The sequence below is a fragment of the Mesorhizobium sp. B3-1-8 genome, assembly GCF_006439495.1.
In the GTDB taxonomy this organism is placed as follows: Bacteria; Pseudomonadota; Alphaproteobacteria; order Rhizobiales; family Rhizobiaceae; genus Mesorhizobium.
In genome coordinates, this window is the sequence record NZ_VFTK01000038.1 from 41,132 (window position 1) to 61,811 (window position 20,680).

Below are 20,680 nucleotides of genomic sequence, written 5' to 3' on the forward strand. Positions count from 1 at the left end.
CCTAGCTTCCTAGAGCGCCGATGTGACGTTTTCATGCCGGCGCGACCGCTGCCAGGGGAGGAGAGACTGGCTGTCCACAGGAACCGCTTACCGGTCCAAGGGCCACAACAGAACTGTCACATACCTTCTCTATGAGAGCGGGCAAGGACTTGCGCAAAACCCTTGTCACACTGCCAATCAAGAGGGAAAAACCATGACGATCATCAAGCGGGGCTTTGCCGCCCTTGCCGCCGGCGCGCTCAGCAGCGCGCTCGCGGTTCCTGCTTTTGCGGAGCCGGTCAAATTCGATTTCTGGTTCGGTCTTTCCGGCGATCTCGCCCGCGTCGTCGATACGCTGTGCAAGAACTTCAACGAATCCCAGAAGGACTACGAGGTCGTCTGCACCAGCCAGGGCAATTACGACGCCACGCTGCAGAACACGATCGCCGCCTTCCGCGCCGGCAAGCAGCCCACCGTCGTCCAGGTCTATGACGTAGGCACCGCCACTATGATGTTGTCGGGCGCCTACAAGCCCGCCGACAAGCTGATGGAAGAAAACGGCTACAAGATCGACTACAGCGACTATTTCCCAGGCATCGCGCGCTATTACGCGACGTCGAAGGGCGAGATGCTGTCCTTCCCGTTCAACTCGTCGACCGCGCTGATGTACTGGAACAAGGACGCCTTCGCCAAGATCGGCAAGACCGAGGCGCCGAAGACCTGGGAAGATGTCGCCGCCGACCTCCAGGCTCTGAAGGACGCCGGCTATGATTGCCCGATGGCGATCAACATCTCGGCCAACGAAAGCTGGCAGCTGATGGAGCAGTTCTCGGCGCTGCACAACCAGCCGGTCGCCACCAAGAACAACGGCTATGACGGCCTCGACGCCCGCCTCGAAGTCAACAAGACCAAGTTCGTCCAGTACGTCACCGACCTCAAGAAGTGGTATGACGCCGGCTTGGTCAAGATCAAGTCGAAGGACCTCGGCCAGGATATGGTTCAGGCTTTCGCCACCGGCACCTGCCAGCTCATCCTGACCTCGGTCGGCGACCACGGCACGGTCGGCCGCACGCAGAAGGAAGGCATGAACTGGGACGTCGCCGAGCTGCCGGTCTATGCCGGCACCGAGCGCAAGAATTCGCTGGTAGGCGGCGCTTCGCTGTGGGTGCTGTCGGGCAAGTCGGACGGCGAATACAAGGGCGCGGCCGCGTTCCTCAACTTCATCCACGACCCCAAGACCGCTTTGTTCTGGTCGACCAACACCGGCTACATTCCGGTGACGAAGTCGGGCTTCGATTTCATGAAGTCCAACGGCTTCTACGACAAGGCGCCCTATAAGGGCCGCGAAGTGGCTATCGCCAGCCTGACCGCGTCGGAGCCGACCGACATCACCCGCGGCGTTCGCCTCGGCAACTTCACCCAGATCCGCGCCGAGTTCGGCACCCAGATGCAGGCGATCTTCGCCAACAAGGTCAGCGTGCAGGAAGGCCTCGACGCGCTGGTCAAGAATGGCGACGCGATCCTCGATCGCTTCCAGCAGACCTATCCGGGTAAGACCCTGCCCTGATCCCGGATACTGGAACGGCCGCCCGCCGAGCATCGACGGGCGGCCATTTCCTATGGGTTTTGATTTACGCATGTCTTTGTCCCGAAACCGGTTCCCACTTTCGGGAGACATGCTTTAGTCTTGTGCCGCGAGAGCGGGTTGGCGGTTCAACGACATCGGCGGATCGATGGAAAAACGCGTCACTTTCAGCAAATGGACGATCGGCATCCTGTTCGCCGTGCCGCAGCTTTTCCTGATCTTCACCTTCTTCTACTGGCCGGCCGGGCAGGCCGTGTACTGGTCGCTGACGCTGCAGCAGCCTTGGGGCGGCGGCAATATCTGGGTCGGGCTCGACAATTTCCGCTCGATCCTGTCCAACGCCAGCTACTGGGACTCGATCACCGCCAGCATGATCTTCGCCGGCATCAGCACGGGTCTGGCGATGACAATCGCGCTGGTGCTCGCCGCCTTGACCGACCGGCAACTTGCCGGCTCATGGCTGTATCGCGTGGTGCTGATCTGGCCCTACGGCATCGCCGCGCCGGCGCTTGCGCTGGCATTTCGCTTCATCCTGGCGCCGGAAGCCGGCTTCATGGCCGTCGTCAACCGAGCCTGGCCCGGCTTCTGGGACCCGGGCCTCGACGGCGCCGACGCCATGGCCTCGATCATCATCGCCTTTTCCTGGAAATATGTCGGCTATAATTTCATCTTCTTCCTCGCCGCCTTCCAGGCGATTCCGCGCTCGCTGATCGAGGCGGCGGCGATGGACGGCTCGGGCGTCATCCGGCGTTTCTGGGATATCCAGTTCCCGCTGATCACGCCGACGATCTTCTTCCTGCTGGTCATCAACATCACCGAGAGCTTCCAGGACTCCTTCGGCATCGTCGACATCATGACCGCCGGCGGCCCGGCCAACGCCACCAATCTGATGGTCTACAAGATCTATTCCGACGGCTTCAAAGGTTTGGATTATTCAGGCGCCGCCGCACAGAGCATCATCCTGATGCTGCTCATCATCGCCCTTACCATCGTTCAGTTCCGCTTTATCGAGCGGCGCGTGCATTACCGGTGAGGCGGCCATGGTCGAGCGCACCCCGATCCTCAATTTCTTCACGCATCTGATCCTGTTCGCGGGCTTCGTATTCTGCGTGGCGCCGTTTGCTATCGTCGCGATCGCCGCCTCGCACAATCTGAAGGACGTCAACGACGTGCCGATGTCGCTGCTGCCGGGCAGCGATTTCTGGGTCAACATCAAGACGGCGTGGACGACCGCCGATCTCGGTCCGAAGCTGCTCAACTCTTTCATCATGGCGTTTGGCGTCGCCGCCGGCAAAGTGATCATCTCGGCGCTGACCGCGTTCTCGATCGTCTATTTCCGCTATCCCGGCCGCATGCTGATGTTCTGGCTGATCTTCATCACGCTGATGCTGCCGCTCGAGGTGCGCATCGTGCCGACCTACGCGGTGGTCGCCAACGTGCTCGAGCCCTATCAGGCGATCATGGACCTGACCGGCCTCTCCTGGCTGATCGAAAAGGTCTCGGGCGTGCAGGTTTCGCTCAGCCTGGGACTGCTCAACTCCTATAGCGGCCTGATCCTGCCGCTGGTCGCCACCGCCACCGGCACGTTCCTCTACCGCCAGTTCTTCCTGACCGTGCCGGACGAGTTGACCGAGGCGGCGCGCATGGACGGCGCCGGCGCGCTGCGCTTCTTCGTCGACATCCTTCTGCCGCTGTCGCGCAACAACATGGCGGCACTCGGCACCATCATGTTCCTGTGGGCCTGGAACCAGTATCTGTGGCCGTTGCTCATCACCACCGACCAGTCACATGCGATGGCGGTGACCGAGTTGAAGCAGCTCATACCCAATGTCGGCGGCGCGCCGGAATGGCATATCGCCATGGCCGGCACGCTGATCGTCATGCTGCCGCCGCTGATCGTCGTGGTCTTGATGCAGCGCTGGTTCGTGCGCGGCCTGATCGCCACCGAAAAATAGGGAGACAAAAATGGCCTCCATCACCATTCGCGGCGTCAAGAAGAACTACGCCAAGACGCAGGTCGTGCACGGCGTCGACCTCGACTTCGCCTCGGGCGAATTCGTCGTCATCCTGGGGCCGTCGGGCTGCGGCAAGTCCACGCTGCTCAGGATGATCGCCGGGCTGGAAGAGATTTCCGACGGCACGATCGCGATCGACGGCACGGTGGTCAACAGGCTCGAGCCGCGCGAGCGCGGCTGCGCCATGGTGTTCCAGAACTACGCGCTCTACCCGCATATGAGCGTGGCACAGAATATCGGCTATTCGCTGAAGGTAGCCGGCGTTGCGTCGGCCGAGCGCACCCAGCGCGTCCAGGCGGTGGCGCGCGTCCTGGAGCTGGAGCACCTGCTCGACCGCAAGCCGATGGCGCTCTCCGGCGGCCAGCGTCAGCGCGTCGCCATGGGCCGCGCCATGATCCGCGAGCCGAAGGTGTTCCTCTTCGACGAGCCGCTCTCCAACCTCGACGCCAAGCTGCGCGTGCAGATGCGCTCCGAGATCCGCAAGCTGCACCGGCGCCTCAGCGCCACCTCGGTCTTCGTCACGCATGACCAGGTCGAGGCGATGACGCTGGCCGACCGGCTGGTGGTGATGAATGGCGGTCGCGTCGAGCAGGTCGGCACGCCGGCGGAAGTCTACAGCCGCCCGGCAAGCCGCTTCGTCGCCACCTTCGTCGGCGCGCCGGCGATGAACATGCTCGAAGGCACCGTCACGCTCGACGGGCTGTCATTGCTCGGCGGCAGCCGCAAGCTCAATGTGTCGCGCACGGGCGTTCCCGTGGGCGCGAAAGTCGCGGTCGGGATTCGGCCGGAGGCGGTGCGCATGGTGGCGCCGGGCACGCCGGGAGCGCTCGCGGCGACTGTCGATCTCATCGAAGAGTTGGGCGCCGGCCGCGTCGTCTATGTCGATCTCGACGGCGCGCCTTTCTCCATCGTGACGTCGGAGACCGTCCACCCCGAACCGGGCAGCACGATCGGCCTGCAGTTCGCCGAATCGGACCTGCACTTCTTCTCCTCGGAGACGGGTGGCAGGCTCGACGTGTTCAAGGCCTCGGTGCCGGAACCGGCTCCGGCGACGTTGTGAATTTGATTTGAGGGTTCATGCAATGAAAATCATCCAGGTCACCGACGTCCATCTCGGTCGTCGGCGCGAGATACGCTACGGCGCGAACCTGAATGAACGACTCGATCGATGCATCGATCATATCAATCAACGTCACAGCGATGCGACGCTCTGCATCTTCACCGGCGACCTGACCGATGACGGAGAGGCCGAGAGCTATGCCGACCTGAAGGCGGCGCTGAGCCGGCTGACCGTGCCTTACCGTCTATTGCCCGGCAACCACGACCGGCGCGCCAATCTCATCGCCGCCTTTCCCGAGAATGGAACCGACGGCAACGGCTTCGCGCAATCGGTTTTCGACACGCCGGAGGGGCGGCTGGTTTTTCTCGACAGCCTGGCGGAAGGCCGTGTCACCGGCGAGTTGTGCGACAACCGGCTTGCCTGGCTCGATGCACGGCTTGGCGAGGCGGCAGGCAAGGCGGCCTATATCTTCCTGCATCATCCGCCGGTAGAACTCGGGCTCACGCTGCTCGACCCGCTCGGCCTCGAACAGCCGCAGCGGCTACTCGATGTGCTGACCCGCCACGGCAATGTCCGCTACATCTTCTTCGGCCATGTCCACCGCGACATCGCCGGCACTGTCGCCGGTATCCCCTTCTCGGTGCAGCGCGGCCTGCATGCCCGCTTCATGCTCGATCTCGTCGGCGACGAGGTTGTCGAGCAGGCGCCGCCCGCCTATTCGATCATCCTGATCGATAGCCAGCGCGTCGTCATCCACAGCTGCGATTTCCTCGAGCAATGGCCGCTATGGTCGCCGGCGACGGGACAGCGCGTGCGGTAGAAATCACCCGAGCAACAGTGTGGACGTTCCCTGCCCATCGACCTGCTTTACCGCTTTCCTATCGAAGGACACGAAGGTTTCGCCACCGAGCCACTGACCGTCGAACGCGATCACGCCATCCGCGAAATCTCCACCAGCGTCGAGCACAGCCAGGCCCGCTTCGATCGTTGGTCGGTTGGCTACGACATTGCGCATATCGAGGATGCGGCGGATCGAAGCGGATATGTCCGGCCGCGCAACCCGGTAACTTCTATCCAGCACCCAAACAAACTCGCAGAGCGCTTGAACGCTGATCGCGACCAACTCGGCCCCTTCCAGGGTCTCGGCTGCTGTCCGTTGCTGCGCTTCGTCGTCTCCGACAACAAGGCGCAACAGCACGTTGGTGTCGAGGTTGATCTTCACTTGCGCTCGATTCCGCGCATCCCGCTCGAAGCACCGGCGCCGGCGATCGCATCGTTGATCTCCTCGATCGAAAGCCGTGCGCCGTTCGTTTTGCCCTTGAGCATCCCGCTCAGCTCTTGCCACGAGCCCTTGCCCCGGTCAGCTTTCAGCTCCGCCCGTCCACCAGGCAGAAGATCAAGCCTGATCTTGTCGCCGGGCTGAATGCCAAGGTGCTTGAGCACGTCCTTCCGGAATGTGACCTGGCCCCGTGCGGTAACAGTCAAAGTCGTCATGATGTAGCCTGCTAGAGTGGTTCACCGTTCCACGGAAACGGCGAACCGCTCTATCTCCTTCTTTTGTCGCAATTCCTGACGGAAAACCGCTCACACTTTTCCTGGAATTGCTCAAGTGCTAAAAATAATGCAATATTGCATTATTCTCAAGACGGAGATCAAGCAAAGACATGTGCCTTGCCGGTGAAGGTGAGGCGCACGATCTCGCCTACAGCCGGCGCGTCCATGCCTGTCCTGCGCAGGACGAGCGGCGTGTTCCCGATGGCAGCGGCGTCGGGCGGATCCGGGCTGTTGAGCAGCCGCACCGCGACGGTGCAGACCGAGCCGGCGAACTCGCAGTCCGTCACTTCGCCGAACAGCATGTCCGGCGTGCCGGACATGCCCTCGCGCGAGGTCCGCTTGAGCAGGACCTGCTCGGGCCGCAGCATGATGCGCGCGACATCGCGCCGTTCCTTTGTGTCGACCGCGATGCGGCCGAGCCGCGACACGGCAAAACCGTCCACGATCCTCGCCGGCACGATGATGGCGTCGCCGAGGAACTCGGCGACCATCCTGTCCCTGGGTTGGAAATAGAGCTCGCGCGGCGTGCCGACCTGCGAGAACAGGCCGTCGCGCATCACCGCCACCTGGCTAGCGAAGGAGAGCGCCTCGGCCTGGTCGTGCGTGACCAGTATGGTGGTGATGCCCGCCTCTTCCAGAAGCTCGGCCACCGCCTTGCGCATCGACGCGCGAAGCCCGGTGTCGAGCGCCGAGAACGGCTCGTCGAGCAGCATCAGCCTGGGCTTCATGGCCATGGCGCGGGCAAGCGCCACGCGCTGCTGCTGGCCGCCGGAAAGCTCGTGCGGCCGCCGCTTCAGGATCGCCTTGTCCAGTCCGACGATGTAGGCGAGCTCGACGATATGCTCGGCTCGTCTATCGGCATTCCGAGCGATGCCGAAACCGATATTGTCGGCAATGGTGAGATGTGGGAACAGAGCGCCGTCCTGCGCGACGACGCCGATGCCACGGCGATGCGCCGGCACGGCCGCGCCGCCATTGGCGAGCACCTTGCCGTCGAGCGCGATGCGACCGCGGTCCGGCGCCTCGAAGCCGGCGATCAGCCTGAGCAAGGTTGTCTTGCCGCAGCCGGACGGCCCGACGATCGCGGTGCGGCTGCCGCTCTCGACAGCCAGGTCGACGCCGGCGAGCGCCGCCACCGGGCCATAATTCTTCGCGACGCCACTGAGTTCGAGAAAGCTCATCGTCCGGCCATCCGCTTCGATTGGACGTAGAGCCACCAGGTCATCGGCAACGACATCGCCACCATGATCAGCGCATAAGGGGCGGCGGAGGCGTAGTCGATCTCGCCGCTGTAGGACCAGAAGGCCATCGCCAGCGTGCGGGTGCCGTTGGGCGCCAGCATCTGAGTGGCGGTGAGCTCGTTGGTGATGCCGAGCGCCACCATCGCCATGCCGGCCGCCGCACCCGGCGCCGACAGACGGATTGTCGTCGACCACAGCGCCTTGACCGGCGGACGGCCGAGGCTGGAAGCGGCGCGCTCCAGCTCCACCGGCGCCTGTGCGATCGAGGCGCGCAAGCTTATCAGCGCGCGCGGCAGGAACATCAGCGCGTAACCGAACAGGATGGTGAACAGCGTCTGGTAGAGCGGCAGCGCGACGCGCACGGTGATGGTCACCAACGCCAGCGCGATGACCACGCCCGGCAACGCGCCGACGATATAGTTGCAGCTCTCGAGCAGTCGCTGCAGCCGTCCCGGCGCGCGGATCGAGATCCAGGCCATCGGCATGGCGGCAATCGTTGCAAGCACCGCGCCGGCGATGGCGAGGAACAACGTCTGGCCGAGCGCCAGGCCGATCTCGTCCCAACGCCAGACTTCCGTGCCGCCGGCGATCAACCAGCGGCTGACCGTGACGAAGGGCACGCCGAGCGACAGCAGCGCGACGCCCGCCGGCAAAAGCAGGCAGGGCAAGGTGGCGCGGCCCAGGCGAGCGCGCTGCTGCTGGCGCGCGGCGCCGGAACCGACGCGGGCATAGCGCTCCTCGCCGCGTATCATCACCTCGAGAGCGAGCAGGAAAAGGCAGCAGACCACCAGCACGGCGGCCAGCATGTTGGCCGCCGGACCGTTGAAGGTCGACTGGAACTGGTCGACGATCGCGGTGGTGAAGGTGTCGAAGCGGATGAAGACATAGAGGCCGTATTCGGCCAGAAGATGCAGGCCGACCAGCAGCGAGCCGCCGCAGATGGCGAGCCTGAGCTGCGGCAGCACGACGCGCGCGAAAACCCGCCAAGGATCAAGACCAAGCGCCGCGGCCGCGTCCTCCAGCGCCGGATCGAGCCGGCGCAGCGCGGCGGCGATCGGCAAGTAGAGGAAAGGGAAATAGGCGATGACGGAGACCAGCACGCCGGCCCACAGCCCGTGCAGGCCCGGAACGAAGCTGATCCAGGCATAACTGTGCACGAAAGCGGGAATGGCGAGCGGCGCGACCGAAAGCCACGACCACCAGCGGTTACCTGGCAGGTCGCTGCGCTCGGTCAGCCAGGCCAGCGCCACCGACAGCACGATGGCGATCGGCACGGCGACAACGACGAGGAGCACGGTGTTGACCAGCAATTCGCCGACGCGCGGGCGGAAGATCAGCGCCGCCACGGTATCCCAGCCGGTCTGGATCGCCACCCAGACGATGAAGGCGAGCGGCAGCAGCGCGATAAGCGCGATCAGAGCGGCGGCGAGCGTGATCCACGAGATGGACCGGTGCTTCTTCATCCCGGCCGCCGGCAGTCTTGCCGGCGTCATGTCGATCGCCGACTGCATCAGGCAGGCCGCCGGGTCGCCTCCGCCTGCCGGCGGAAGCGGTGCGATGTGCCACTCAGGCGGATCGAAGCGCAGTCGACTGTCATCGACGAGGCGATCTCCAAACAAAAACGCTCCCGCGGAAGGCGAATTGCCGCGGGAGCACGGTCGTTTGCCCTTTTAGGACCAACGCGAACTAAAGCAAGCCGGCTTGCGTCATCAGGTCGATAACCTTCTTGGAATTCAGCGTCGCCGGATCGACTTTCGGCGCCTGCAGGTCGGGGAGCGGCACCAGCTTCGGGTTGGACTCGGCACCGTTGCCGACCGCATATTCATAGGACGTGCCGGTCTTCAGCACGTCCTGGCCGCCCTTGCCGGTCACCCACTTCAGGAATGCCTGGGCTTCCTTCGGATGCTTGCTGGAAGCCAGCACGCCGCCGCCCGACACCGAAACGAAGGCGCCCGGGTCCTGGTTCTTGAAATAGTGCAGGGCGACATTCCCGCTGTTTTCGCCCGTCTTGGCCTGATCGCCGAAATAGTAATAGTGGTAGATCACGCCGCCATCGATCTCCCCGGCATTGACCGCCTTCATCACCGTCGAGTTGCCCTTGTAGGCCGTGAAGTTCGCCTTCATCGCCTTCAGCCAGTCGGCGGTGGCGGCTTCGCCCTTGATCTGCAGCAGCGCGCTGACGATGGCCTGGAAGTCGGCGCCGGACGGCGAAGCGGCCCAGCGGCTCTTCCAGCTCGGATCGGCAAGATCGAGCAGCGACTTGGGCAACTGGTCTTCCTTGAGCTTGTCCTTGTTGTAGGCAAAGACGGTGCTGCGGGCGGCGACGCCGACCCACTTGCCGCTCGACGGCTGGTATTCCTGCGGAACCTGCGCCAGCGTATCGGCGTCGACCGGCGCGAACAGGCCGGCCGCCTCGACCAGCGCCATGGCCGGCGAATTCTCGGTCAGGAACACGTCGGCCGGCGAGGCCGCGCCCTCTGCGACGATCTGGTTGGAAAAATCGCTGTCACCGCCGTTGCGCAACGTGACCTTGATGCCGGTTTCCCTGGTGAAGCCCGCCGCCCATTCCTTGGCGAGGCTCTCATGCTGGGCATTGTACACGATGATGCCTTGATCCTCGGCCATGGCCGGGGCGGCGATCAGGCCGATCGCCAGCGCGGTGGCGAGCGTGGAAAGGGCAATCTTCATGGGCATCATCCTCAAATCTGGAGACAGAGTGGTTCGGGCACGGCTGCACCTATCAATACCTGATTATTGTAGTCAACATTGTGACCCTGCTTCAATCGGTCGCCATGCCGCAAACTTTCGTGATTTTGCGGTAGTTTGGCTTGGACATTATTTCGCCGGCCACGTAACAAACCAAGGCCGAGACGCGAACATCTGGGGGTAAACTCTTGTGACCGGCAAGGACGAGGCCGAGCTTTCCCGGCTGCTCAGGGTCGCGATCGGTGGAGACGAAAGGGCTTATGCCGACTTTCTGCACCGGGTCGCCACCCTCGTTCGCGGCTTTGTCCGGCGCAAAATCGTTCAGGGCGGGGTCGACCCCGAGGATGTCGTGCAGGAAACCTTGCTGGCCATTCATGTGAAACGCCACACTTGGCGGCCGGATGCGCCGGTGTTGCCCTGGATCTATGCGATCGCCCGCTTCAAGCTGATCGACGCGTTCCGCAGGCGCGGGCGGCGCATCGAGGTCGAGATCGACGAGATCGCCGAAACCTTCGCCGAGCCGGAGGCGGAGACGGTGAGCGAGCGCGATATCAACCGGGCGCTCGACGGGTTGCCGCCCGCGCAACGCTCGGTGGTCTCCTCGATCTCGGTCGACGGGCAGTCGATCGGCGAGACGGCGGCCAAGCTCGGCATCAGCGAGACGGCGGTGCGGGTCTCGCTGCATCGCGGCCTCGCCGCGATCGCAAAAAGATTTGGACGACAGTGACATGAGGACCGAGGATCTCATCAAGGCGCTCGACGCCGATGCCCGCGACAAGGCGATGCCGATGGGCAAGGCCTGGTGGCTGGCGGTCGGCGTGGCCGTGGTGATCGCGGCGGTGGTTTTCTTTGGGACCATCGGGCCGCGCCCCGACATCATGCTGGCCATGCACACGATGCGCTTCATGTCGAAATTCCTGTTCACGCTGGTGCTTGCGGTCAGCGCCTTCGCGCTGATCCGCGCGCTGTCGATGCCGGGTGCTTCGACCAGGCGGGCAATGGCCTGGATGATCGCCGCGCCGCTTCTGGTCGTGCTGGCCGTGATCCTCGAGCTATTTGTCGTGCCCGAGGCCGATTGGGGCAAGCGGCTCGTCGGCACGAACATGATGATCTGCATGAGCTTCATCCCGCTGATCGGCATCGGTCCGCTGGCGATCTTCCTCGGCATGCTGCGTTACGGCGCGCCGACGCGGCCGGTGCTTGCCGGCGCCGTCGCCGGCCTGCTCGCGGGCGGGCTCGCGGCAACCTTCTATGCCGCGCATTGCTTCGACGATTCACCGCTCTTCGTCGCTACCTGGTATACGGTCGCGATCGCCTTCCTGACGCTGCTCGGAGCCATCGGCGGCCGGCTCTTCGTACGCTGGTAGCCGCCACACACCGATTCTTCGGTAGAGTTTGGAAACAGTACCTTAAGCATGCCGGCAATTGTTTGCCGGTTAGCGGAGTGATCGCCAACGTCCACGCAACCATTCCTTAAAACCGATCCGCCAGGGTTGTGGCAACGTGCAGTTGCGTGTTGGGTGGGATCGCATCGTGGCGTGGTTGAACTGGAAAGGGCTCCGTGCCGACAGGCACGCTGCGCAGGGTCTGCTGGTGGTCGGCCTGGTTGCCGCAGCCGTGTCGATCCTGCTGCCGCGTCTTGAACTGGGCGGCGACGCGCTGAGGCTCTGCCTGCAGATATCCGTCGCCATCACCGCCGCGACGCTGTTTTTGTCGGCGCTGTTCATTCACCGCATCGTCGACGATCGCCGGCAGATAGCCGAGAGCGAGCAACGCTTCCGCCGCGCCATGGAGGATTCGGCGATCGGCGTCGCCATTGTCGGCCTCGACGGTCGCATCCAGCAGGCCAACCCTGCCTTCGCAGCCATGCTCGGCTACAGCCGCGCGGAGATCGAGGCGCTGACCTTCCCGCAGATCACGCATCCGGACGATCTTTCGATCGGCCGCGAGACGATGATGAACGTGCGGGAAGGCCGGATCAGCTCCTACCATTTCGAAAAGCGCTACCTCAGGAAAGACGGGACTCCGGTCTGGGCGCAGCTTGCCGGCTCGGTCATCCGCGACGAGGACACAGGCAAGCCGCTTTATCTGGTGTCGCAGATCGAGGACATCGACGCCCGCAGGCAGGCCGAGGCGCGCATCGCCGAGGCCGAGACTCGATGGAATTTCGCGCTCACCAGTGCCGGGCAGGGCATCTGGAGCCTCGATATGCGCAAGGGCGGCACGACCTATTCCGAAACCTGGGTGAAGATGCTGGGCTATGCCGACGGCGAGCTCGACGGCGACCCCGACCGCTGGCTGACCATGATCCACCCCGACGATCGCGAGCGCGTCGCCGAGGCGGATCGCGCGCACCTTGCCGGCGAGACGGCCTTTTTCGAGGCGGAGTTCCGGATGCGGCACAAGGACGGCCACTGGGTCTGGATCCTCGACCGCGGCAAGGTGATCGAGCGTGACGGCGAGGGCCGGCTGGTCCAGGCCATCGGCAGCCTGACCGATATCACCGAGCGCAAAGAGGCCGAGGCGCGGCTGATGGTCTCGGCGGCGATGCTGGCCGACGAGAAGGAACGTCTCAGGGTGACGCTGCAGTCGATCGGCGACGCGGTGATCTGCACCGATGCCGCCAATCGCGTCACCTTCATGAACCCGGTTGCCGAAAAGCTCACCGGAGTTGACGTTGGCGAGGCTATGGGCAAGGTGCTCGGCCATGTTTATTGGGCGGTCGACGAGAAAAGCGGACAGAGGATCGGGCTGACGCGCCCTTCGACGAGCGAGCGGCCGCACTGCGACCAGAACACGCGGGCTGTCCTTGTCCGGCGCGACGACACGCGCTGCAGCATCCGCCAGGTGGCGTCGCCGATGATGAACGACCGCGACGAGTTCTGCGGCCTCGTCATCGTCTTCCAGGATTTCACCGACGCGCGCGCCCTGCAGCGCCAGCTGGCCTACGCCGCCGCCCATGACGCGCTGACCGGGCTCGCCAACCGCTCGAGCTTCATCCGCACTATGGAGGAACTTGTCGACCAGTGCCGTCTCAATGGCGGCGAGCATCAGTTCATGTTCGTCGACCTCGACCACTTCAAGGCGGTCAACGACACCGGCGGCCATGCCGCGGGCGATGCGCTGCTCAAGCGCGTGGCCGACGCCCTGCGCAATGTGCTTGGCCCGGAAGACATCGTCGCGCGGCTCGGCGGCGACGAGTTCGCCGTCATCCTCAAATCGGGCGCCGCGGCGCGTGGGCCGATCGCGGCGCGCTCGATCATCGACGCCATCCGCAACCTCAATTTCAGCTGGGACGGGCGCCCGCATTCGATCGGCGCCAGCATCGGGCTCGCGCCGATCCGCGCCGGTTGCGGCGAAGTGGACGAGATCATCGCCCGCGCCGACGCCGCCTGCTATGCCGCCAAGGCGGCAGGACGCGGCTGCGTTTCGGCGGCACCCGACGAAGTTTCGACCGAGGATGTTTCGAAAGGCGTCGTGCGGCCTCCGCCGCTTGCCGCGGCCTCCTGAGCCGCGCCGAAAGGGTTCAGCCGGCGAAGATCAGCGCGTCGGCACCGGATGGTCGCCGCGATAGTCGTAGAAGCCGCGGCCGGTCTTGCGGCCGAGCCAGCCGGCCTCGACATATTTCACCAGCAGCGGGCAGGGGCGGTATTTCGAATCCGACAGGCCCTCATGCAGCACCTGCATGATCGACAGGCAGGTGTCGAGGCCGATGAAGTCGGCGAGCTGCAGCGGTCCCATCGGGTGGTTGGCGCCGAGCCGCATGGCGGTGTCGATGGCGTCGACCGTGCCGACGCCTTCGTAGAGCGTGTAGATCGCCTCGTTGATCATCGGCAGCAGAATGCGGTTGACGATGAAGGCCGGGAAATCCTCGGAAACGGTGATCGTCTTGTCGAGGTGCTTCACATAGGTCTTGGCCGCCTCGAAGGTCTGGTCCTCGGTGGCGATGCCGCGCACCAGCTCGACCAGCTTCATCACCGGCACCGGGTTCATGAAATGTATGCCAATGAAGCGCTCGGGACGATCGGTCTGGGCGGCAAGCCGGGTGATCGAGATGGACGAGGTGTTGGTCGCCAGGATCGCTTCCGGATTGAGCTGCGGGCAGAGCTGCGCGTAGATCTTGCGCTTGACCGTCTCGTCCTCGGTCGCCGCTTCGATCACAAGGTCGGCGGCGGCGAGGTCGGCCATGGCCGGGGCGGCGGAGATGCGCGCCATCGCTTCGTTGCGCGCCGTCTCCTCCAGCTTGCCGGAACCGACCTGGCGCGCCATGTTGCCGCTGACGGTGGCGATGCCCTTCTCGATCCGGTCGGGCGACACGTCGTGGATCAGGACCTTGTAGCCCCCGAGCGCCGAGACATGGGCGATACCGCCACCCATCTGACCCGCGCCGACAATGCCGATCGTCTCGATCTTGCTCATTACCCCGATCCCGTCCTGAGCATTTCCGCTTCTTTGAAGCGCGGAAACGCTCCTTTTTGTTTATTTCCTGCAATCCGGACGCAAAATCGCCGGATTGGCTTCAGGCCTCGATGGCCCGCTTTTTGTGCAGTGCAAACTAAAAGGGCGGGGCGACTTCGTCTACCCCACCCTTCGGATTTTAATATGCCGGAACCGGCTGCGTCAAAGCGCCTTTTGCAGCTCCGGCAGGATGACGAAGAGATCGCCGACCAGGCCGTAGTCGGCAACCTGGAAGATCGGGGCTTCCTCGTCCTTGTTGATGGCGACGATGACCTTCGAATCCTTCATGCCGGCCAGGTGCTGGATGGCGCCGGAGATGCCGACGGCGATGTAGAGGTCGGGCGCGACCACCTTGCCGGTCTGTCCGACTTGCCAGTCGTTCGGCGCGTAGCCGGCGTCGACCGCGGCACGCGAGGCGCCGACGGCGGCGCCGAGCTTGTCGGCGACCGGCAGGATGACTTCCTGGAACTTCTCCGAGGAGCCGAGCGCGCGGCCACCCGAGATGATGATCTTGGCCGAAGTCAGTTCCGGCCGATCGTTCTCGGAGAGCTTGTTCTCGACGAAGGAGGAGAGGCCCGGATTGGCGGCGGCGTTGGCCGTTTCGACCGAGGCCGAGCCGCCTTCCGGCGCCGCCGAGAAGGATGCGGTGCGCACCGTGATGACCTTCTTGGCGTCGGTCGACTGCACGGTCTGGATGGCGTTGCCGGCATAGATCGGCCGCTTGAAGGTGTCGGGCGAGACGACCTCGATGATCTCGGACACCTGGGCGACGTCGAGAAGGGCGGCCACGCGCGGCGCGACGTTCTTGCCCGACGAGGTGGCGGGCGCGACGATCGTGTCGTAGCCGCCAGCCAGCGAGACGATGAGAGCCGCGGTCGGCTCGGCGAGGCGTTCTGAAAGCTCGTCGGCCTCGGCGAGCAGCACCTTGCGGACGCCCTTCAGCTTGGCGGCGGCGTCGGCGGCAGCCTTGGCGCCCTTGCCGGCGACCAGCACGTCGACATCGGAGCCAATCTGCAGCGCGGCCGACAGCGCCTTGGCTGTCTGGTCGGAAAGACTTGCGTTGTCGTGTTCGGCGATGAGGAGAATTGCCATTTTCTTTATCCTTTCCTGACCGCTCAGAGCACGCCGGCTTCGTTCTTTAGCTTCTCGACGAGCTCGGCCACTGACTTCACCTTGACGCCCGCCTTGCGGCCGCTCGGTTCCTCGGTCTTGACCACCTTGAGGCGTGGCTTGACGTCGGCGCCGTAGTCGGCCGGGCTCTTCTCGTCGAGCGGCTTCTTCTTGGCCTTCATGATGTTGGGCAGCGAGGCATAGCGCGGCTGATTGAGGCGCAGGTCGGCGGTGACGATCGCCGGCATCTTCAGCTCCACCGTCTGCAGGCCGCCGTCGACTTCGCGCGTCACCTTGGCATGATCGCCTTCGAGCACGATCTTGGACGCGAAGGTGCCCTGCGACCAACCAAGCAGTGCCGCCAGCATCTGGCCGGTCTGGTTCGAATCGTCGTCGATCGCCTGCTTGCCGAGGATGACGAGGCCGGGCGCCTCGGCCTCGACCACGCCCTTCAGCACCTTGGCGACGCCCAGCGGCTCGGTCTGCTCGTCGGTCTTCACCAGGATGGCGCGGTCGGCGCCCATGGCGAGCGCGGTGCGCAGCGTCTCCTGCGCCTGCTGCGGGCCGACCGAGACGACGATGATCTCTTCCGCCTTGCCGGCTTCCTTGATGCGGATCGCTTCCTCGACCGCGATCTCGTCGAACGGGTTCATCGCCATCTTGACGTTGGCAAGCTCAACGCCCAGTCCATCGGCTTTCACCCGGACCTTGACGTTGGCGTCCACAACCCGCTTCACGGGCACAAGGATCTTCATTTTCCTGTCACCTCTCCTGAGATAGTCGGGGCGCTATACCAGCGTGCGCCCGGTCAGAGTTGTCGAAAGCCGACATTACGGGCGGAATATCCGCCCAACGGTGCCGTTTCCGTAGTGGCGGCAAATCGGCGCGTCAATATCCCACGACACACCCAAATCGGTTCAGTCGCGGGGCGTCGCTGCTCCACGGCCCCATTGCGACGCCGGCTGGGCCGGGTCGCCAGCGGCCGGTTCGACAGGAACAGGCGCCTGCTGGACATTGGGCGTCGGATCCGGCTCGCCGTCGGCGCCGGCCAGTAGCGGCACGCCGCGGCTGCGCAGCACCAGCACCAGGATCGATCCGGCGATGATGCCGCCGATATGGCAGGCCCAGGAGATCTGGTCCTCGCCGCCCGCGGCAAACATCACGATCTGGAACAGGATCCACAGGATCAGCGGAATGAAGGCCGGGATGCGCAGCGGAATGCGGGCAAAGGCCAGCACCCAGACTTTCACCCGGGGGTAGAGGATCAGATAGGCCGCGACGACGCCGGCGATGGCGCCGGAGGCGCCGATCAACGGTACCTGCGAATCCCAGGCCACCAACCCCTGGAAGAAGGCGCCGGCGACGGCGCAGGCGAGATAGAAGATCAGGTAGCGTATGTGGCCGAGCGCATCCTCGACATTGTCGCCGAACACCCAGAGGAACAGCATGTTGCCGCCGAGATGGAAGATGTCGGCATGCAGGAAGGAATAGCTGAGGTAGCTCAGGCTCTCGGGGATGACGACGAATTCGGGCGAGAGCTCGACCTTGTCGTGAACCACCGACGGGATGAAGCCGAGACCGAGAACCGCGGCATTGGTGAAATTTTCACCGCCAAGCATGGTCGCCAGATAGACGAGCACGTTCGCCACGATCAGGCCGATCGTCACATATTGCAGGCGGATGTGGCGCAGCCTGTTGGTGTCGTAAAGCGGGATGAACATCGGACCCTCCCGCCCCCAAAGTTCAGCGGTTCTTGCCAGGCACCCATAGCACGTCGGCCTTTCCATTGTCATTGACCGCGCGGGCGGCGACGAACAGGAAATCCGAGACACGGTTGATGTATTTGAGCGCCTCGCGGTTGACATGCTCGGCCGGATCCTGCGCCAGCGCCACCATCAGGCGCTCGGCGCGGCGCGCCACGGTGCGGGCCAGATGGAGCGCGGCGGCCGCCGGCGTGCCGCCGTTCAGCACGAAGGATTTCAGCGGCCGCAGGCTTTTGTTGAGCGCGTCAATATCCTGTTCGACGCGGTCGGTCTGGGTGGCGACGATGCGCAGCGGCTCGTATTCCAAGGGCTTGCCATCGTCCGGCACGGCGAGGTCGGCTCCCAGATCGAACAGATCGTTCTGGATGCGCGACAGCATGGCGTCGATCGCGGGATGCGCCGCGCCGGTGTGAAGGCGGGCCATGCCGATGCAGGCATTGGCCTCGTCGACGGTGCCGTAGGCATCGACGCGCAGGTCGGATTTCAGCCGCCGCTCGCCGGTGCCGAGCCCTGTCGTGCCGTCGTCGCCGGTGCGGGTGTAGATCTTGTTGAGCTTGACCACGCGATCCCCCTCAGCCGCGCTATTTGCGCGTGAAATACACCACCAGCAACAGCAGCGCCAAGGCCACGGCCTGCAGCATGATGCGCGTCTGCATCAGCTTGTTCGAGGTGATGCCGGAGCCGCCGCGCATCATGTTGATCAGACCGCGGACCAGCACGATCACCACGGCGGCCATGGCGATGACGGCGAGGATCTTCAAGGTGATGAGCATCTGGCGGGCTCCGGTTCAGGTTCGGTCAGGCGCGCCTGGCGAGCACGCGATAAAGCAAGGATGCCGGCAAGACGCGTTTCAGCGCCACACCGATCCTGGCCGGCACCGTTACCACATAGTGCGGGCGCGGGCGCTGTGACAGAAGCGCGTGGCGCAACGCCCTGTGCACGATCTCCGGCCCTGGTTTCAGCTTCGACACGCTGCCGCCCGCCTGAAGCCGGGCGAGCTGCGCCTGATAGTCGGCGCGGTGGACGGAATTCTCGACATCGATGTTTTTCAGGAACCAGGGCAGACCATTGCTGGCGATCTTCGAGGCCACCGGTCCCGGCTCGATGAGGGAAAGATGGATGCCGCTGCCTTCGAGCTCCTGGCGCATGCACAGCATCAGGCCTTCGATGGCGTGCTTGGAGGCCGAATAGGCGCCGCGGAAGCGGACCGGAGCCAGCCCAAGGATCGAGGAGCAGTGGACGAGCCGGCCGTGCCCCTGGCTGCGCATGACCGGCACGATGCGCCGGGTGAGATCATGCCAGCCAAAGAAATTGGCCTCGAACTGCTCGCGAAGTGCCGCGACCGGCAGGTCCTCGACGGCGCCGGGCTGGGCGTAGGCGCCGTTGTTAAAGAGCGCGTCAAGCGTGCCGCCGGTACGCTCCAGCACCGCATCGACCAAGGTGGCGATGGATTGAGGTTCTCGATAGTCGAGGTAGAACGCCTCTATGCCGTCCGCCTCGAGGACCGAAATATCGGCCGGCTTGCGCGCCGTGGCGAACACCCGCCAGCCTTCCGCCTTCAACGCCCGCGCGCAGTAGGCGCCGATGCCGGAGGAGGCGCCGGTGACGATGACGGTGCGCAACTCCTTGGCGGCGGGGCGCGTTGTGGGACCTGGGGTTGCCATTTGCCGCAATCCCTTCCCATATTCGCGGCGTCGACACAATCGAGCGGAGCGCGGGTCCTTGCTGCGGAATATCGTTGCCCTCAAGCGCGTGCTCTACGATGCAATTGGACATTTCAACACCGATGACGGCTGGGCGATGGCCAGCCATCTGGCGATCACCTCGCTGATGGCGCTGTTTCCGTTCCTGATCTTCGCCACGACGCTCGGCAGCTTCCTCGGCGCGCGCGCCTTCGCCGACACGGCCGTGCATCTGGTCTTCGACACCTGGCCCGAGCAGATCGCCAAGCCGATCGCGCATGAGGTGCAGAACGTGCTCACCGTGCGGCGCACCGACCTTCTGACCTACGGCGTGCTGCTTGCGGCCTATTTCGCCTCGAACGGCATCGAGGCGCTGCGCACCTCGCTCAACCGCGCCTATCGCGTCACCGAGACGCGCGGCATCGTCCACCGCAGGGTGCAGAGCATCATCTTCGTCCTGATCGCCACCGCCTGCTTCCTCGCCATCAGCGTGCTTCTGGTGTTCGCGCCGCTGCTCGCGCGGCTGGCGGAAGCGCATCTGGAATGGATCAAGCCCTATATGGGAACGATCACCATCTGGCGTTACGTGATCGCCTCGACGGTCATCGTCATCGGGCTGTTCTCGGTGCATATCTGGCTGCCGGCCGGCAAGCGTCGCTTCGTCTCGATCATACCGGGCATCGTCTTCACGCTGGTCGCCTGGCTGGTCGGGTCGACGATCTTCGCCACCTATCTCGACCATTTCTCGTCCTATGTGACGACCTATGCCGGGCTCGCCTCGATCATGATCGCGGTGGTGTTCCTCTACATCATCTCGGCGATCTTCATCCTGGGCGGCGAGCTCAACGCCGCGATCAGCCGCTATCTGGAGGCGCGCGCGCGCGTCGGTTGAACCCCGTTAGATCTGGCGGTTGCCAGGGCGACGCCGAGCGTGGCGATCGCCATGCCGGCGATCTGCAGCAGGTTGAGCCGCTCGTTGAAAAGCACCCAGGCGATGACCGCGGTTACGGCCGGCACGAGGTAGAACAGCGAGGCGACCTTCGACATCTCGCCGTCCCTGATCATCACCATCAACAGGAATATGGCGCCGATCGACAGCACCAGGACCAGCCAGGCCATGGCGAAGATCAGCTCGCCATTGACGGTGACGGCGCGCGTCTCGAAAGCGAGCGAGCCCAGGATCATCACCGCGGAGCCGCCGACATACTGCCACATCGTCGCCGACACCAGATCGCCGCCGGAGGCATAGCGCTTCTGCCAGATGGTGCCGGCGCTCATGCCGAGCACGGAGACGAGCGAGGCCGTCAGCGTCGCCGGCGTGACGCCGCCGCCAAGTGCGCCGAGCTTCGGCCAGAGCACGATGACGACGCCGAGAAGGCCGACGGCGAGGCCGGCCCAATGGCGCGGCAGGATCGCCTCGCCGAGGAATTTGCCGGCAAGCACCGCCGTGATCAGCGGCTGCAGGCCGACGATCAGCGCCGATAGACCCGCCGGCATGCCCCTGTGGATCGCCCAGAAGACGGCAC

Annotated in this window: 22 protein-coding genes; 9 read left to right on the forward strand and 13 right to left on the reverse strand. The window is 64.5% G+C overall.

Annotated elements, in window-relative coordinates; translation table 11 throughout:
- Positions 1 to 193: 193 nt before the first annotated feature.
- The 5 genes from FJ424_RS27630 (at position 194) to FJ424_RS27650 (ending at position 5,459) form a co-directional block, all read left to right on the forward strand.
- Complete coding sequence (locus FJ424_RS27630) at positions 194 to 1,546, forward strand: extracellular solute-binding protein (protein ID WP_140658786.1); 1,353 nt, start codon at positions 194 to 196, stop codon at positions 1,544 to 1,546.
- A gap of 166 nt (positions 1,547 to 1,712) precedes the next feature.
- Positions 1,713 to 2,597 (forward strand): ABC transporter permease subunit, encoded by an 885-nt coding sequence (locus FJ424_RS27635; protein WP_140658787.1) that lies wholly within the window; start codon positions 1,713 to 1,715, stop codon positions 2,595 to 2,597.
- Between the two features lie 7 nt (positions 2,598 to 2,604).
- On the forward strand, positions 2,605 to 3,519 hold the full coding sequence (locus FJ424_RS27640; RefSeq protein WP_140645199.1) for an ABC transporter permease subunit: 915 nt from the start codon (positions 2,605 to 2,607) through the stop codon (positions 3,517 to 3,519).
- 10 nt (positions 3,520 to 3,529) lie between these two features.
- Entirely contained in the window at positions 3,530 to 4,639 is a 1,110-nt protein-coding gene (gene ugpC / locus FJ424_RS27645; RefSeq protein WP_140658788.1) for a sn-glycerol-3-phosphate ABC transporter ATP-binding protein UgpC, read from the forward strand.
- Positions 4,640 to 4,661: 22 nt separating this feature from the next.
- On the forward strand, positions 4,662 to 5,459 hold the full coding sequence (locus tag FJ424_RS27650) for a phosphodiesterase (protein WP_140645201.1): 798 nt from the start codon (positions 4,662 to 4,664) through the stop codon (positions 5,457 to 5,459).
- A gap of 3 nt (positions 5,460 to 5,462) precedes the next feature.
- Here the strand turns inward: FJ424_RS27650 and FJ424_RS27655 are convergent, their stop codons facing one another.
- From FJ424_RS27655 to FJ424_RS27675, 5 genes are all read right to left on the reverse strand, one after another.
- A complete protein-coding gene (locus tag FJ424_RS27655; RefSeq protein ID WP_140658789.1) occupies positions 5,463 to 5,861 on the reverse strand; it encodes a type II toxin-antitoxin system VapC family toxin in 399 nt (132 codons plus the stop codon).
- Positions 5,858 to 6,133 carry an AbrB/MazE/SpoVT family DNA-binding domain-containing protein gene (locus tag FJ424_RS27660; protein WP_140658790.1) on the reverse strand — a complete coding sequence of 92 codons (276 nt, stop codon included), beginning with the start codon at positions 6,131 to 6,133 and terminating at the stop codon, positions 5,858 to 5,860. Before FJ424_RS27660 ends, FJ424_RS27655 begins: the two co-directional genes overlap by 4 nt.
- A 158-nt stretch (positions 6,134 to 6,291) precedes the next feature.
- The gene (locus FJ424_RS27665) at positions 6,292 to 7,374 is read right to left on the reverse strand and encodes an ABC transporter ATP-binding protein (protein ID WP_140658791.1); all 1,083 of its coding nucleotides are present in this window, start codon (positions 7,372 to 7,374) and stop codon (positions 6,292 to 6,294) included.
- Entirely contained in the window at positions 7,371 to 8,927 is a 1,557-nt protein-coding gene (locus FJ424_RS27670; protein WP_246677364.1) for an iron ABC transporter permease, read from the reverse strand. The genes FJ424_RS27665 and FJ424_RS27670 overlap by 4 nt, the downstream gene beginning before the upstream one ends.
- A gap of 193 nt (positions 8,928 to 9,120) precedes the next feature.
- Positions 9,121 to 10,122 (reverse strand): iron ABC transporter substrate-binding protein, encoded by a 1,002-nt coding sequence (locus FJ424_RS27675; RefSeq protein ID WP_140658793.1) that lies wholly within the window; start codon positions 10,120 to 10,122, stop codon positions 9,121 to 9,123.
- Between the two features lie 208 nt (positions 10,123 to 10,330).
- On the opposite strand from FJ424_RS27675, the gene FJ424_RS27680 reads away from it, so the two are divergent.
- The 3 genes from FJ424_RS27680 to FJ424_RS27690 all read left to right on the forward strand — a co-directional run bounded on the left by FJ424_RS27680 (position 10,331) and on the right by FJ424_RS27690 (position 13,650).
- The gene (locus FJ424_RS27680; RefSeq protein WP_140658794.1) at positions 10,331 to 10,867 is read left to right on the forward strand and encodes a sigma-70 family RNA polymerase sigma factor; all 537 of its coding nucleotides are present in this window, start codon (positions 10,331 to 10,333) and stop codon (positions 10,865 to 10,867) included.
- 1 nt (position 10,868) lies between these two features.
- On the forward strand, positions 10,869 to 11,507 hold the full coding sequence (locus FJ424_RS27685; protein ID WP_140658795.1) for an NrsF family protein: 639 nt from the start codon (positions 10,869 to 10,871) through the stop codon (positions 11,505 to 11,507).
- 166 nt (positions 11,508 to 11,673) lie between these two features.
- The gene (locus tag FJ424_RS27690) at positions 11,674 to 13,650 is read left to right on the forward strand and encodes a PAS domain S-box protein (protein ID WP_246677362.1); all 1,977 of its coding nucleotides are present in this window, start codon (positions 11,674 to 11,676) and stop codon (positions 13,648 to 13,650) included.
- Positions 13,651 to 13,680: 30 nt separating this feature from the next.
- Here the strand turns inward: FJ424_RS27690 and FJ424_RS27695 are convergent, their stop codons facing one another.
- From FJ424_RS27695 to FJ424_RS27725, 7 genes are all read right to left on the reverse strand, one after another.
- Entirely contained in the window at positions 13,681 to 14,559 is an 879-nt protein-coding gene (locus tag FJ424_RS27695; RefSeq protein ID WP_140658797.1) for a 3-hydroxybutyryl-CoA dehydrogenase, read from the reverse strand.
- 201 nt (positions 14,560 to 14,760) lie between these two features.
- The gene (locus FJ424_RS27700) at positions 14,761 to 15,690 is read right to left on the reverse strand and encodes an electron transfer flavoprotein subunit alpha/FixB family protein (protein ID WP_140658798.1); all 930 of its coding nucleotides are present in this window, start codon (positions 15,688 to 15,690) and stop codon (positions 14,761 to 14,763) included.
- A 23-nt stretch (positions 15,691 to 15,713) separates the two neighbouring features.
- On the reverse strand, positions 15,714 to 16,463 hold the full coding sequence (locus FJ424_RS27705; protein WP_140658799.1) for an electron transfer flavoprotein subunit beta/FixA family protein: 750 nt from the start codon (positions 16,461 to 16,463) through the stop codon (positions 15,714 to 15,716).
- 162 nt (positions 16,464 to 16,625) lie between these two features.
- Positions 16,626 to 17,429, reverse strand: a complete 804-nt coding sequence (locus FJ424_RS27710; protein ID WP_140658800.1) for a rhomboid family intramembrane serine protease — start codon at positions 17,427 to 17,429, stop codon at positions 16,626 to 16,628.
- 22 nt (positions 17,430 to 17,451) lie between these two features.
- Positions 17,452 to 18,033, reverse strand: a complete 582-nt coding sequence (locus tag FJ424_RS27715) for a cob(I)yrinic acid a,c-diamide adenosyltransferase (RefSeq protein WP_140658801.1) — start codon at positions 18,031 to 18,033, stop codon at positions 17,452 to 17,454.
- Between the two features lie 19 nt (positions 18,034 to 18,052).
- Complete coding sequence (locus FJ424_RS27720; protein ID WP_140658802.1) at positions 18,053 to 18,244, reverse strand: twin transmembrane helix small protein; 192 nt, start codon at positions 18,242 to 18,244, stop codon at positions 18,053 to 18,055.
- 25 nt (positions 18,245 to 18,269) lie between these two features.
- Entirely contained in the window at positions 18,270 to 19,136 is an 867-nt protein-coding gene (locus FJ424_RS27725; RefSeq protein WP_140658803.1) for an SDR family oxidoreductase, read from the reverse strand.
- Positions 19,137 to 19,194: 58 nt separating this feature from the next.
- Here FJ424_RS27725 and FJ424_RS27730 point away from each other — a divergent pair, with 58 nt between their 5' ends.
- Complete coding sequence (locus FJ424_RS27730) at positions 19,195 to 20,046, forward strand: YihY/virulence factor BrkB family protein (RefSeq protein WP_140645216.1); 852 nt, start codon at positions 19,195 to 19,197, stop codon at positions 20,044 to 20,046.
- On the opposite strand, the gene FJ424_RS27735 is transcribed toward FJ424_RS27730, so the two are convergent.
- Positions 20,016 to 20,680: DMT family transporter (locus FJ424_RS27735; protein WP_140786386.1), on the reverse strand; the 665-nt coding region annotated here is incomplete at its 5' end. The genes FJ424_RS27730 and FJ424_RS27735 overlap by 31 nt on opposite strands.

Excerpts from the sequence above, each read along its gene's own strand:
- FJ424_RS27635 (WP_140658787.1), top strand. The coding sequence starts at position 1,713 with ATGGAAAAACGCGTCACTTTCAGCAAATGGACGATCGGCATCCTGTTC.
- FJ424_RS27705 (WP_140658799.1), bottom strand. The coding sequence starts at position 16,463 with ATGAAGATCCTTGTGCCCGTGAAGCGGGTTGTGGACGCCAACGTCAAG.
- FJ424_RS27650 (WP_140645201.1), top strand. The coding sequence starts at position 4,662 with ATGAAAATCATCCAGGTCACCGACGTCCATCTCGGTCGTCGGCGCGAG.
- FJ424_RS27640 (WP_140645199.1), top strand. The coding sequence starts at position 2,605 with ATGGTCGAGCGCACCCCGATCCTCAATTTCTTCACGCATCTGATCCTG.
- FJ424_RS27700 (WP_140658798.1), bottom strand. The coding sequence starts at position 15,690 with ATGGCAATTCTCCTCATCGCCGAACACGACAACGCAAGTCTTTCCGAC.
- FJ424_RS27660 (WP_140658790.1), bottom strand. The coding sequence starts at position 6,133 with ATGACGACTTTGACTGTTACCGCACGGGGCCAGGTCACATTCCGGAAG.
- FJ424_RS27630 (WP_140658786.1), top strand. The coding sequence starts at position 194 with ATGACGATCATCAAGCGGGGCTTTGCCGCCCTTGCCGCCGGCGCGCTC.
- FJ424_RS27720 (WP_140658802.1), bottom strand. The coding sequence starts at position 18,244 with ATGCTCATCACCTTGAAGATCCTCGCCGTCATCGCCATGGCCGCCGTG.
- FJ424_RS27665 (WP_140658791.1), bottom strand. The coding sequence starts at position 7,374 with ATGAGCTTTCTCGAACTCAGTGGCGTCGCGAAGAATTATGGCCCGGTG.
- FJ424_RS27710 (WP_140658800.1), bottom strand. The coding sequence starts at position 17,429 with ATGTTCATCCCGCTTTACGACACCAACAGGCTGCGCCACATCCGCCTG.
- ugpC (WP_140658788.1), top strand. The coding sequence starts at position 3,530 with ATGGCCTCCATCACCATTCGCGGCGTCAAGAAGAACTACGCCAAGACG.
- FJ424_RS27725 (WP_140658803.1), bottom strand. The coding sequence starts at position 19,136 with ATGGCAACCCCAGGTCCCACAACGCGCCCCGCCGCCAAGGAGTTGCGC.
- FJ424_RS27695 (WP_140658797.1), bottom strand. The coding sequence starts at position 14,559 with ATGAGCAAGATCGAGACGATCGGCATTGTCGGCGCGGGTCAGATGGGT.
- FJ424_RS27670 (WP_246677364.1), bottom strand. The coding sequence starts at position 8,927 with ATGACGCCGGCAAGACTGCCGGCGGCCGGGATGAAGAAGCACCGGTCC.
- FJ424_RS27675 (WP_140658793.1), bottom strand. The coding sequence starts at position 10,122 with ATGAAGATTGCCCTTTCCACGCTCGCCACCGCGCTGGCGATCGGCCTG.
- FJ424_RS27685 (WP_140658795.1), top strand. The coding sequence starts at position 10,869 with ATGAGGACCGAGGATCTCATCAAGGCGCTCGACGCCGATGCCCGCGAC.